13 protein-coding genes are annotated in these 13,308 nt (G+C 51.5%); all 13 read right to left on the bottom strand.

What is annotated here, in order from left to right:
• Positions 1-54: 54 nt before the first annotated feature.
• Positions 55-1,485: a tRNA lysidine(34) synthetase TilS gene (gene tilS, locus NYE54_RS00280; RefSeq protein WP_339269217.1), complete on the bottom strand. Its 1,431-nt coding sequence runs from the start codon at positions 1,483-1,485 to the stop codon at positions 55-57.
• Positions 1,486-1,533: 48 nt separating this feature from the next.
• A complete protein-coding gene (locus NYE54_RS00275; RefSeq protein ID WP_339269215.1) occupies positions 1,534-2,454 on the bottom strand; it encodes a serine/threonine protein kinase in 921 nt (306 codons plus the stop codon).
• On the bottom strand, positions 2,438-3,178 hold the full coding sequence (locus NYE54_RS00270) for a vWA domain-containing protein (protein ID WP_076326532.1): 741 nt from the start codon (positions 3,176-3,178) through the stop codon (positions 2,438-2,440). Before NYE54_RS00270 ends, NYE54_RS00275 begins: the two co-directional genes overlap by 17 nt.
• A 167-nt stretch (positions 3,179-3,345) precedes the next feature.
• The gene (gene spoIIE / locus NYE54_RS00265) at positions 3,346-5,856 is read right to left on the bottom strand and encodes a stage II sporulation protein E (RefSeq protein ID WP_339269213.1); all 2,511 of its coding nucleotides are present in this window, start codon (positions 5,854-5,856) and stop codon (positions 3,346-3,348) included.
• 345 nt (positions 5,857-6,201) lie between these two features.
• Positions 6,202-6,690, bottom strand: coding sequence for a S1 domain-containing RNA-binding protein (locus NYE54_RS00260; RefSeq protein ID WP_009591896.1), 489 nt, complete (start codon positions 6,688-6,690; stop codon positions 6,202-6,204).
• Positions 6,691-6,804: 114 nt separating this feature from the next.
• Positions 6,805-7,155 carry a septum formation initiator family protein gene (locus NYE54_RS00255; RefSeq protein WP_098741227.1) on the bottom strand — a complete coding sequence of 117 codons (351 nt, stop codon included), beginning with the start codon at positions 7,153-7,155 and terminating at the stop codon, positions 6,805-6,807.
• Positions 7,156-7,166: 11 nt separating this feature from the next.
• The gene (gene yabQ, locus NYE54_RS00250) at positions 7,167-7,736 is read right to left on the bottom strand and encodes a spore cortex biosynthesis protein YabQ (protein WP_098741226.1); all 570 of its coding nucleotides are present in this window, start codon (positions 7,734-7,736) and stop codon (positions 7,167-7,169) included.
• Positions 7,733-8,014 (bottom strand): sporulation protein YabP, encoded by a 282-nt coding sequence (gene yabP, locus NYE54_RS00245; RefSeq protein WP_009591926.1) that lies wholly within the window; start codon positions 8,012-8,014, stop codon positions 7,733-7,735. Before yabP ends, yabQ begins: the two co-directional genes overlap by 4 nt.
• Positions 8,015-8,232: 218 nt before the next feature.
• Positions 8,233-8,511: an RNA-binding S4 domain-containing protein gene (locus NYE54_RS00240; RefSeq protein WP_339269209.1), complete on the bottom strand. Its 279-nt coding sequence runs from the start codon at positions 8,509-8,511 to the stop codon at positions 8,233-8,235.
• Entirely contained in the window at positions 8,511-8,783 is a 273-nt protein-coding gene (locus NYE54_RS00235) for an HU family DNA-binding protein (protein WP_009591918.1), read from the bottom strand. The genes NYE54_RS00240 and NYE54_RS00235 overlap by 1 nt, the downstream gene beginning before the upstream one ends.
• Positions 8,784-8,949: 166 nt before the next feature.
• Positions 8,950-10,464: a nucleoside triphosphate pyrophosphohydrolase gene (gene mazG / locus NYE54_RS00230; protein ID WP_339269207.1), complete on the bottom strand. Its 1,515-nt coding sequence runs from the start codon at positions 10,462-10,464 to the stop codon at positions 8,950-8,952.
• Between the two features lie 92 nt (positions 10,465-10,556).
• Entirely contained in the window at positions 10,557-12,236 is a 1,680-nt protein-coding gene (locus tag NYE54_RS00225; RefSeq protein WP_339269206.1) for a polysaccharide biosynthesis protein, read from the bottom strand.
• A 204-nt stretch (positions 12,237-12,440) separates the two neighbouring features.
• Positions 12,441-12,983 carry a stage V sporulation protein T gene (spoVT, locus tag NYE54_RS00220; protein ID WP_071221080.1) on the bottom strand — a complete coding sequence of 181 codons (543 nt, stop codon included), beginning with the start codon at positions 12,981-12,983 and terminating at the stop codon, positions 12,441-12,443.
• Positions 12,984-13,308: the final 325 nt, after the last annotated feature.

Raw genomic sequence — 13,308 nt, 5'->3', positions numbered from 1 at the left:
CTACGTTTATACTATGAAAGCGTGAAACGGGCCATTCTTCGTTTTACACTTGCCTTAAGCATCCGATAGCTCCATCCGGAGAACTCGTGATGTGTGCCGCCCGCAAGCGGCGTGAACGGAACGTCGTACACCTGGAATCCACACGATGCTGCCGGAACCGTCACAAAGAATAGGAATCCGGGCACGGACAGACGGTGGGATTTTCTCATCAATGAGAATATCTTTCACCTTTTTGCTTCCGTTTAATCCCATGATCTTCATCTTGTCCCCCGGCTGTCTGTTACGCAAGGTTAAGGGAAACCTCAGCTCATCCGCATCAAAATCCGCCACAAAGGCTGATGGTCTGGAGCCGTTCCGGCTTTCGCTTCCTGTCATTGACGACAATTTCAGCATTTTTCCGATTTCCTTAACATACTGCTGCGAAACATCAGGAGAATCAAGAATGTATATGTACTGTCCCTGTTCATTCGGAGGCTTAGGCCAAAACTGGATCACTCCATACTCACGAACACAGGTAATGCCGTCACCCAGATCCAGACGCCAGTTGCTTCGCTGATCGTTAAGAATGCCATGGCGCACCGTTTCAATCTTGACAAAATCGGTGTTTTCCTGGTCTGAGGGCAGGTAATTTAATATTAGTTTAATCAAACGCCGTTGTAAAGCGACATGTAAGCCCAAAAAGGAAGGCGCGTCGAAAGCGAGCCTCCCATCGTTCTCCTGTACCATACTCCGAAATTGCTTCGCAGCTTCAAGCTCCACAAAATCATCCTCCTGCTGGACTATTTCGGCCAGCTGATTGAGTGAGGAGGAGAACTGCCCATTATATCGTTCCAGAAAAGGCAATACTTCCAGGCGAATCGCATTACGGCGGTACTTCGTCTGTAGATTGCTGTGATCCACCGCATACTGGAATCCGCATACGCGGGACAACTCCACGATATCCGCCTTGTACATACGAAGGAACGGGCGGATAAGTTCCACTTTTTTTTCCGTGCGCTTAAATTTTATTCCGGCAAGTCCGGACACGCCGCTCCCGCGCAGAAGCCTCATGAGCACCGTCTCGGCTTGATCGTCAGCATGATGAGCCAGTGCCACGGAGCGCGCGTTGTATTTATGAGCCGTTTGCAGCAAAAATTCATAACGCTTCTCTCTTGCAGCCTCCTGCCCACCCTTACCGCTCTCTTCCATATAAGCAGGAATATCGATGAACGCCGTTTCAAATGGAAGTCCGAGCCGCTCCGCCAGTTCACGCACCATCTCCGCCTCTTGGTCCGACTCTTTCCGAAACCCATGATGCACATGGGCGCAGATCAATCGGAGCGGTGTCCGGTGCAAAGAAATTTCATGCAGCACGTGCAGGAGCGCAACGGAATCAGGCCCGCCGGAAACAGCGACCACGATGCTATCGCCTTCTGACCACAGATCAAACTCTGCGGCTGTACGCTCGACATGTTGGACGAATGTCCGTAAATAATCCTGTTTCACTTCCAGGTCCCCTTTATGAACTCCCAGTAACAAGGTAACAATTCAGCTTCATGAGCGGAAGAAAAAATAAACAGCAAGGGCCATGATGACTAACGATAAACCAAACGCGTTCTTCAGCCAACGCGGAGTTCGTCCTGGATTAGGACGCACGTTCCTCCCCGAACCTTCGTATATTCGTTTTCTCCACTCGTTCAACGCTTCCCGTGAATCCACGAAATCCCCCGATAAAGCCTTGTTCAGCCAAACAGCGTATGGTTTGAACACAAGGTTTCTTCGCAGCACCAGCTGCAGATCTGCAACACTACGGGTCTGGGGAAGCTGACAAGACGCCTCCCGTAATGATTTCTCATCCAGCAGGCCGATACACATCACGGCAAACGAGAACAAATCATAGGTTACGTCGCCAGTCCGGCTTCCGGCATTCCAGTATCCCCGATCATACCATTCCGTAAACTGCTTTACGCTGCGTCCGAAAGGGCTGACGCCTCCGTAATCGATCAGTTCCACTCTTCCGTATGCCGAAACCATCACATTATCCGGCTTCAAATCACCGAATGCATAACCGGATGCATGCAGCACGGACAGCTTCTCGAGCAGCTTCAGTCCGATCAATCCGATCCAGTCGGCACCGCGTTTGCGAATAAAATGATGCAGCGGACTCCCCTCAATGTAACGCATAACATAGAAGGACACTTCGCCACTGCCGTCATGATGATCGTCCGCCTCCACGAGATACGGGTCCGGCATCTGTTCTTTTAACGCATTCAGCACATTAATTTCGGATTGAAGATCCAGAGCGTCATACCCTACTTTCAAAGCATAACGCCCGCGTACTCCTGCCCGGTGAACCAGATACACCTTGCCGTTAGCCCCTTTGCCGAGCATACGTTCCACGATGTACCGGCTGTTCCGCCACTTGCCTTTAATTACGGTTCCTGGCGGATAACCCGGGTTAGACAACGTAGTCACCGAGCATCCCTTCCTCTTGGCTGGAATGACCCTGCCATGATTGATTACCTTCTAGTGTACCATATCGGTAAAATTCAATCACCTTTAACAAGGCAGGTCCAGTCGGCGTCGCCCCTCTCATCTGCAAGCGGCTGAACATTCCCCGGGCGCCGTCAAGATCTGAGGTCCAATTCACGTCCATCACGATATCCTCGCCGCTGTGTTTTCCAGGAAAATGGAATACGGACAATTCGCTTGAGCCTGCGCGCGCTTTCAAACTCAGCATCAAATCACGTATCGCTTCCTCAACGGCAGCCAGCTTGGGTTTCATACTTGCACTTGCATCGATTAACAGCGCGACCTGCAGTGATGATGTCTCAGCCAGCTCATCCACCACTTCCACGACCTGCGAACGCTTGTCCGGCGGAAGCTCCTCCAGCGACCCGCCCCCCAGAATATGCTGTATCTCCTTATTTACCGCTTGTTGGATCGTCTGAACCACCGTTTTCCGAGTCATCATCTGTATCGTCTGCGCCAGCTGCGGTGTGCCTACGATCCGGTGTATGCCTCCTCCCGCTTTGGCTATCTCCTGAATTTCCAATCCCCCTAGCTCACCGATCGTCCCGTAATCAAGAACCCCCACCACATTCACAACAATACCATCCTGGAGCGCATGGGCTGCGGCCAGAACTGGACTGGCCCCAACGTTAGAGCACCCGTCCGTAATCAGTAGAATTTGCTTCATAATAAATGATCGCCTCCGTCTCATCCATTCCTATCGATTTGACTTCTATCTCTATCATTTCCACATTCAAGAGAGTTCAAACGATATATAGGAAGAATAGACGTAAAAAGATTTACCATCTCCGGGGGCCTCCATTTCCCGGGTAATCGCTTGATTTATCTAACGCATCAGCTAACCGTTCGCGGCCGCTCCATTCGGGCAAAGCCCGGAACATGCACATTCGACCATTCCGGATGAAAGTGATCCACACGCCCGACCACCACCGTCATATCATCATGAATTTGATTCTGCTGGTAACGAATCACCTTCTCCAACAAACAATCGGCAATTTCCTGCGGATCCTCACTGTTCACTTCCTGAATCATTCGTTTCATCCATAACTCCTTGTTTACCGCATAACCCGGCGCATCATATATGCCATCCGTCATCATAATGAGAACATCACCGGCCTGCAGCTGTAATGAGACTAGGTCCACTTCGATATCCTGAATGATCCCAATCGGAAGATTGCTGGCCGAGACCGGTATGACATCATTGCCTCGTTTGATAAAGCTTGGCGTCGAACCGATCTTCATAAAGGTGGTCTGAGCCGTATATTGATCGATTAGGGCCATATCGACCGTAGCATAGATTTCATCCGGCGAACGCAGCATTAGAATCGAGTTGACCGATTTGATTGCCAGCTTCTCATCCATCCCGGATTGAAGCAGCTGTTCTAATATATTCAGAGCCGAGCTGCTCTCGAGCCGTGCCCTTTCCCCGTTGCCCATACCATCACTAAGCGCTACCGCAAACGTCCCGTTGCCCAGCTCGACCGTACTGAAGCTGTCACCTGATAAAATATCCCCTCCCTTAGCCGCTGCGGCTACGCCCGTCATAATTTCATATGTTTTCGCTGAGCCGAATCGCACGGTGGCCAATCCATCTCTTGGATGGGTCAAGGTCTCTTCCATTACGGCGATATGCTCCCCAAGAATGTCGGACAGCAGCGGTCCGATAATCTTCCTGCATTCGTCATAACCCCGGGTGTATGCATGAATGATCTCAATCTCGACCTGCCCGGAATCCAAACTGATGATATCGATGCCTTGAACCGATAAGCCCAGCTGCTGAAGCGCTTCCCGAATCTGTTCTTCTTGAATGTGCATGGTCTGGCTTTCCCGCTTAATCTCTCGGGCCAAGTCTTCCATGACCTGCGAAACCCCGGATAATTGTTCCGCTACCAGATGACGGCTATCGTATATTTGGCGTTTCCACTGCATATCATGTTGGTAAAGATGATACTGCTGCTTGAGGATGCCAAGCACCTCCTCCTTCTTGGCACAGATCCGGCTCCATTCCGGCGGCAGATCGTCTGCTTCCATCTCAGGATTCTCCTCGATCGAGGTCATCATATCGGTCATATATTTATAAGTCTGGTAAAACTTCATATCCCAGCACTGATTCCGTTTAAAGCATGTGGCACAGCTTCCCTCCGCCACGGCATTCATGAAATGATTCATCTCCTCCGTTTGTTTGCCCGGAGGCTGTATAACCCCGGACGTCTGTCCGAAGCTTTGCGAGAGCTGCCGGAACACCCGGGAAAATTGGGTCACACGGTCCGCTGTAAGATCCCGGACCCGCTTGGCGTATTCATGCTGTGAACGGGTATGATCCTGCGTGCCAGGCACATATTTGCCTATAGCCTGCATCACACTCTTGGGCGTAATGAGGAATAACACGATAGCCACGCAGGTTTCCCAAGTGGAGATCATCACTTCTCCAGGATTGCTGAAATAGATGGAGAGAATAGTTGCCCCCAGCAGCATTCCCAGCGAAACACCGCCTTTCTTCCCTTCCTTTAGCATACCTGCGAGCATCCCGGAAAAGGCGAGCAAACTCATCTGGGAGAATGCCGAAATGTTGGCAAGACTGAGGATGAGGCCCGTTACTACGCCAACCGAGGCGCCTAGCGGAGCTCCCCCGACTAGGGCAAACAGCAGAATTAAGTATCGGGATAAGACATGCTCTACCGACAGAGATTGGATCGTCCAGCCAACGGCACCTGTCATGACCGACGCCAGCAAAATGATAATACATAGAATTTCTTCATTTCGAAGAGCATGCGTTTTTTTACGAAGCGTCAGCACGGGAATCGCTTGAATAAAGACCAATGTCAGGACAAAGCTGAGCACGGCATTCAAGGTGAGCATCATCATGGAATACCAGGTAATGCTCGGTCCGATGAGAACACTGAACAGATTCACGAAGAAGGTGGAGACAAATACCATCAACGGTGCATACGACAATTCTGCCCGATCATAGGTCTCCAATCCCCGCATCATAAAGTAAAAGATCAAGATTTCTGCCGGTACCATCCATGCCACCGGAAAGGACGCAAATAAACTTCCTGCAACGATAGCGGCGCCTACCGGCAGCAAATAATCACGGCGCATAAAGGCAATGACTGCAAAATAAGCGATTGCAAATGGAGACAGCTCTCCCAGAATCATCGCTCGTCCGAGCAGAAAACCCATGAAGGTTAGCAGGATCATCCACTTCTTAGCGGCCAGGAAGTGGATGGGACGCTGTAGAAAAGGCAGCTGCCCTAACCGTTCTGTTACACGGGCACGAATGGAACCCGCTCCCCCTTTAACTGCCTCAGTACCCGGAAACATCACCAGATTTCTTTTATCCATTACGCTGGCACCCCATTCTTCACGAATTTGTTGGTCCCATTATAAAACCCCTGTTCAGGAAAGTTTGTCAGAACACCGGACAAGCCCCAAAGAAATTTCCGACAAAATCAACGGGCCTTGCGAACGTTCGGGAAAAGAGCCTTCATCCCCCACGCCCAGCGGTGTTTACACGACTCAAACCTGGAGCATTCTTGCAGATCATTTCCCGAATTGAGGCAGACATCCCGTGTTCATTCCACACGGAAGCGCCGTAAATTGCGTAGGAACCTGTCGTACCCTTGGATACAACGACAAAAAAACCGCAGAAGGCGGTTTCCCTCTGCGGTCAGTTTATATTTTATCGAATTACATACGTTTGGCTCCGCGTCCACCGCGTTTGCCTTCCGTATTCTTCTTAAGCGAAGAGATTCGTTCTTCACTGTCTTTCAGGAAGCGTGACATTTTATCCTCAAATGAAGGCTTGTTGGCCGCAGGCTTAAACGGGCGTCCACCGCGTTCACGGTTGAATCCTCCACCACCGCCACCTCCGAATCGTTCTCCGCCGCCTCCACTGCGTTCCGGTCTCGGTGCGCGGGGTGGACGACTTTCGGAAGCCGGCTTGTCGACGGCCTGCTTGATCGAAAGACCGATCTTGCCGTCCTTGTCGACATTAATCACCTTCACGGTAACGACATCGTTGATCTTCAAATGATCGTTGACATCCTTAACGTAGTTGTCGGCGATCTCCGAGATGTGAACGAGACCCGTGACACCTCCTGACAGATCCACAAATGCTCCAAAATGCGTTATGCCTGTCACCTTGCCCTCTAACTTGGTGCCCACTTCAATTGCCATAGAATAAAATGATCCTCCCTTAAAAATATACAGTCCGATTTATAAATCGCGCTGCGGTGATTTGATTATACGATAATGACCTAAACAAGGTCAACAGACGTCTGTCATGCCTAATTACGGCTCTTCGCCCGAATTTTGGGGCTGAATGATCGGCGTCTCATTTGGCAGATACAGTCCAAACTTCTTGCGGGCAATCTGCCCGATATATTCAGGGTCCTTCAATCGCTCCACTTCATGAGTAATCTGGATTAGCGACTGTTCAACGGACTTATAATCCTCTTGCTTTTGAGCTAGCGCTTCGTTCTGATTACGGATGCGGTCATTCTGGGACCAGAGCGTTGAACCTGCCCAGATCAAAAACAGCGCCATCATCGCCACAAACATTCTTTTACGCCGGCGTGCGCCTTTGTTCTTTGTCTTGGTTTGTTGGGGAGCCTGCTTCGATGGATCAGCAAATCTTCCCATGACCATACCTCCTAAAACCAGCGCTTCCACGCCTTGATAACCTTGTCCGCGAATTGCTTGCACCATGCCGGCAGCCTGACTCTGGATGTGATCGGTCTCAGCATCCATTTCAAGAGTCGCCAAAAAGGCATGAGGCATTTAAGGACTAAACGCAACAGCGACAGGAGAAACTTCCATAGAAACCTTAACAATCCTAAGATGAGCATCAGGATTCCTTTGATCGGATTCCACAATAAGATACGGAACAGCTTGTACAAAAAGGACAGCAAGCCTTTTGTCACTTGAATTAACATTACCACAAAACGCTGGGTTATGACACTCCATAATAAAAAATAGATCCAAACCCCTATAAACAGGCCCACAAACACATAAAAACGCAGTTGACCGTCATTGGTCACATACAACATGCGAAAAATGAAGAAGGCTGCCGCAATCCAGTAAAGGAAGTCCAGGGTATGCTTGGACCATTGCGGGAAACGGAGCTGCCCTGCCAGCACCCGGTAGCTGTCGAAGGCGACTCCCATCGCTGCTCCGGAGAAGAGCATCCAGAGCAGCGTGATCCATTGTACGCTGGGGTTCATTTAAACAGCTTACCCAGCAGACTCTTGTTCTTGGTCTGCGAACCGGGATTCAAATAAATCAGTGAATGCACCTGACCTTCAATCGACAAAAGCCCCTCTTCCAGGCTGAGATTTTTAATATGTAAATTTTGCCCCCGAATGGTGAGATGCCCAAGCTCGGTTTGAAGCAGAAATTCTTCACTGTCAAAGCTCTCCACATTTTGGACACCCGTAATGTCCAGCAGCTTCCGGTTCTGCATCCGCAGGTCATGAAACTTGCCCTTCCCTTGGTCGATCATGGCATGTACCCCTCCTTTTAACAATAGCTTATGGGAAGGCGCCTGCCTTTAGAACCGGAAGAAGAGTAACCGCTTCAGGAATGATCGTGATGCTGCAAGGAATGCACGGAGAAAGAACGAGAGCGGGAGGTCCAACGTTTATACACCCATGATAAACATAAAAAACGTCCCCCACACCATATGGTGAGAGGGACGTTTGATGGAACGGCTCGGGCTGATTACCAGTCCAATCCGCGATCTTTAACGATCGGTTCTTCCTTGACCAAGGTATAGAGGCTGGTCGCCTCATCTTTACGGGTTGTCTCGGTAAGACGCTCGACCCGGACGGTCACCAGCTTCTGACCAAATTGGACGGTGATCTCGTCGCCCAATTTAACCTTGCTGCTCGGCTTGGCCTCACGGCCATTGATCAGCACCCGACCTTGATCCGATACATCTTTCGCTACGGTACGCCGCTTGATTAACCTCGATACTTTCAGGAATTTATCGACACGCATTATTTTACGGCTTCTTTAAGCTTGTTGCCTGCCTTGAACGCAGGAACGTTGGATTCTGGAATTTCGATTGTGTTACCTGTTTGCGGGTTGCGGCCTGTACGTCCAGCGCGCTTGCGAGTCTCGAATGTACCAAAGCCGATCAATTGAACTTTATCGCCATTAGCCAAAGCTTCAGTAATTTCACCAAGGAAGCCGTTCAAGACGTTCTCTACGTCTTTTTTTGTCAATCCACTTTTACCGGAAATGTTGTTGATCAGATCTGTTTTGTTCATGAATTAAATCCTCCCAATTATCAGAAAAATATAAGATTTTACGGTTATTCGGTTAAACCGCCTTGCAATCTGCAAGATTTCACCATTAATGATTATTCTGGATGCCTTGCGGAATTCCTGCCGCAAATCCCTATTTTTTTATTTTTTACGTGAAAAGTTGCCTTTTTCACACATCGATACCGCCGCTTTGTGTCGATCCCGATTTAGCTGCCTGCCATAGGGCTTCCATCTCGTCCAGGGTACTTTCCTGCAAGGTTTTCCCCTGGGCGGTAAGCTGCTCCTCTATGTAGCTGAAGCGACTGACAAACTTCCGGTTCGTTCTCGAAAGCGCTTCTTCCGGGTCCGCCCCAATAAATCTTGCCGCATTGGAGACCGCGAACAGCAGATCGCCGAGCTCAAGCGCCGTATCCTCATCAGACTGGCCCTCGGTCACCGCCTGCCTCAGTTCACCGAGTTCCTCTTCAATCTTCTGGAACACGCCCTCGATATTATCCCAATCGAAACCAACCTTGGATGCCTTCTTCTGGAGCTTGTACGCCTTCATCAAGGCGGGAAGATCCCGCGGAATGCCATCCAGTGCCGAAGCTTTCTCTGGGGAGAGCCCTTTGCGGCGCTTCTCTTCCGCTTTCATCTGCTCCCAGTTCTGCAGGGCAGATTCCGCATCTTTGGCGCTGCTCTCGCCAAAGACATGCGGGTGACGGAAGATCAACTTGTCATTCAACGCTTGAATGACATCATACACCGTAAAGGTACCGAGCTCCTCTTCCATCTGAGAATGCAGCATAATCTGCAGCAGCAGATCCCCGAGTTCTTCCTGCATATGCTCAGGATCATCCTCATCAATCGTCTCTAATACCTCATAGGTTTCTTCGATCAGATTTTTGCGGATGGATTCATGGGTCTGCTCACGGTCCCATGGACAGCCCTCAGGACTGCGCAGAATGCCAACGATCTCATGGAGTCTGGCAAACGTTCGCTGTCGAAGCAGGCTGTCATCGCTTCGGGGTACGTAGACCAGCGAAAGATTTCCATACCCGTCGATGCGATCAAGCTCGTAGAGCGGCACGCGCTGGATCACTTCCTCGCCCTCAACGCCCAGCGCATGGCCGACAATGACCGGATATTCGTCCGGATACAGTTCCATCAGCGCCAGTTTAACTTCCGAAGCGGTAAACATATCATACACCTGGCCGATCAGGGTATGGAGCTGCGGCTGGATGACACTTGCACGTAGCTCAGCCGCATCGAGAAGCTGGAAGCCCTCAATGGGATCGAAACCAAGGCGAACGAAGGCCTCGTCCAGAAAGCTCTCACCGCCGAGCACCGTAAGCGTCACATGCTCTCCCGGGCAGCGCTCCCGTAATAACCGAACCGTTGCCTCCGCTACCATCGGATGCCCGGGCACCGCGTAGACAAGCTCACGATCATCCTCAGCAGCCTTAGCCAAGTTGATTAGCGCGGATGCAATGGATTCGTACACCTCGGGAAAGGTGTCATGCGCTTCATACACATGGTCAAACGATTCCGGGTGAATCTGGAACTCATTCAACGCAGCGATGACGGGATGAGATAATGTACGCACATACACCTTCGATGCCCGCTGCATGGTTTTTATGATACCTATCGTCAATCGATCTGGGTTGCCAGAACCCAAGCCGACCACCGTAATGGATGCACTCATACGCTACTTCCTTTCGTCTTCGTCCGCCTTGTCGACGTCATTATCGTACACTACTATATCACAGAAGATCAAACATCTCACGTCAGCCCGGGTCAGCGCAGCACGCGCAGGGCCCGCAAGAAGGCCGCCAGCGGTCTTCCGACCTTTGGCAGCATCCGAAGCTCCTCCTCGGTGAGGAGCTTCGTGAGTGCGGCGCCGATAAGGAAGGCGCCGCAGCCAGCCGCGACGCCGCTCAGGCTCGCAGCCGCGTGGGTGAGGCGGCCCGGGGCGAAGCCGGCAGCCGCCAGGATGCCGCCGGCTGCCTCACCTGCGCCCCAGGCGGCCAGTGCCACCGCGGCTAGGACCGGCAGCGTCCTCGCGAACATGCCGCCGACGTCAAGGCGGGTGCCGGCGCTTCGCGAGAGCAGCGCAAGGTTGAGCACGGCGGCGGTCAGATGCGCAGCCACGCCGGCGATGGCTGCGCCGGTAATGCCGAACTGCGGCACCAACATCAGGTTGAGCAGCAGCTTGAGCCCAGCCGCAACCAGCAGATGAACCGCCGGTGCTTTGACCATACCGATCCCTTGAAGCAGCGCAGCAGTAATCGTGCTTAGCGTACCCCCAGCAGCCGTAAAGGCAATCACCTGCATCGTCACCGTCCCAGCAGCATCCTCGTACAGCATGACGTTAATCGGCTCAGCCAGCACTGCCAGGCCTACGGAGGCCGTCATTCCAATCAGCCAAAACCAACGGAGGGCCATGCGGGTTTGGCTTGCAACCCGGGCGGACTCTCCTTTGAACTTGGCCTCCGCCAGCGCAGGGATAAACAGAACCGACAACGAAGCAGCCAGCATCGTAACCAACTGGACAAGCGGCAATCCGCGGTTATAGACCCCAAACTCCGCCATGGCCGTTGCTTCGCCCAGTCCACCGGATGTCAATAACCGGGGCACCGTGAAGGTATCCACCAGTCCAATCAGTGGAACAGCGAGCAGACTAAGACAGACGGGGATTCCATAAGCAAGCAGGCGGCCAAGTAGAACACCTGCTCCCTCTCTAGTTACATCGGCACGCATCCCCGTTTCGTTCATACCCGCCGCTCCGAATCCTTGACTTACTTCTCCTTGTATTTCACCCCGAGTTGACCGGACATGCTTGCGCCAGTATATTCCCATCACCAATAGACCGGCGGCGCCACCGGCAGCAGATCCGAGCAGCGCTCCGGCGGCAATTACGTCGGGATCGGCACCGGCACGGATCATGTAGAGCAGCAGCACAATCATGACCCCAACACGGACAACCTGCTCCGTAATCTGGGAGATTGCCGTTGGCACCATATTGTGCAGCCCTTGAAAATAACCGCGCAGGACCGACATCCAAGGCACGAATGCCAGCGCCAACGCACCTGCGCGGAGGGCGGGCACAACCTGACTGCTTCCGATCCACATCCCGATCCACGGAGCACAGACATACATCAGGAAGCCGAGAAATAGACCGAACAGCACCAACGAGACGGAAGACAGGCGCAGCAGGCGATGGCCGTCCTCAGTGCGCCCTTCGGCCTCATATTCTGCCACATATTTGGAGACCGCCGCGGGGAAGCCAACCGCCGCTATCGTAATGATCATCATATAGAACGGATAAACCGTATTGTAGATGCCAAAGACGGCATCCCCACCCATATTTTGCAGCGGTATTTTTTGCAGTGTGCCAATCAGCTTGGACAGAAGCGCGGCCGCACTGAGAATAAACGCTCCCTGCAGAAGCCTTGCCCCTGTTTGATCTGGTTTCATATCCTCTTCCAATCCCCTAGTTTCTTTTTTTTCGTATCACAGAACAAACATCTGCGCAGATGCTGCCATGTGTACCTCCATTATAACCAAGGGCGGGAGAGGGGTACAAAAAAGAGAAACCGGACAACAAAAACTCCCAGCTGCCGATTGACCCTGTGATCAACGTTCAGCGGGAGTCTCCATCCAAGGATTCATGTCCTTGTCTTATTGTTCCATTTGCTTGCCGAGGAAGCCTGCGGCGGTTTCAGACATCTTCACTTCCATCTCACCCATGTTCACGGATTCGTCCTTGTTCAGCAGCACAACACTGCCAATCGGGTCTCCTCCAGCAATGATAGGTGCAGCGACAAAAGCGGATAAAGTTTCCGGATTGTCTTTGCTGATCTCATACGTACCACTGTTGCTTTCCAGCACCGTCTTGCGATTTTCCATGCAGTTTTCCAGAAGGTTGCCAATCGGCTTGTCCAAATACTCCTTCTTGGAGCCGCCTGCTACGGCGATAAATGTATCACGGTCCGATATGATCGTGATGTGACCTGTGCTCTCATAAAGGGACTCTGCGTATTCCTTCGCAAAATCGCCCAATTCACCGATCGGTGAATATTTCTTCAGAATGACTTCTCCATCCCGGTCAACGAAAATTTCCAGCGGGTCACCTTCGCGAATCCGCAGTGTGCGTCTAATTTCTTTTGGAATGACCACGCGCCCGAGGTCATCAATACGGCGGACGATACCAGTAGCTTTCATGTCACTTGTTGCCCCACTTTCATAAGAAGATTTTTCAACTACTGTTCCATTCGGGAAGAGGATGTCCCCAGGTATATAAGAGTTAATGTCTGACCATAGTATTCATCCATTCCCAATTCCTTATACATCATCTACCCTCTGTTGGTTGCGAAATCCAAAAATAAATATCATTCGAAAGAGACGGATGTCAGGGGAGAAAAAATCCATAACGCGCGATTTCGCACGTTATGGATTCGAAGATCCCACCATTTGATCATGCGCTAGCCGTAACATCCAGCATTACCCGCAGCGCATTACAATATCAATTGCCGGACCTTGTCTGCGG

The organism is Paenibacillus sp. FSL K6-1330 (genome assembly GCF_037976825.1).
In the GTDB taxonomy this organism is placed as follows: Bacteria; Bacillota; Bacilli; order Paenibacillales; family Paenibacillaceae; genus Paenibacillus_AQ.
This window is presented reverse-complemented; position numbering and strand designations above follow the sequence as displayed.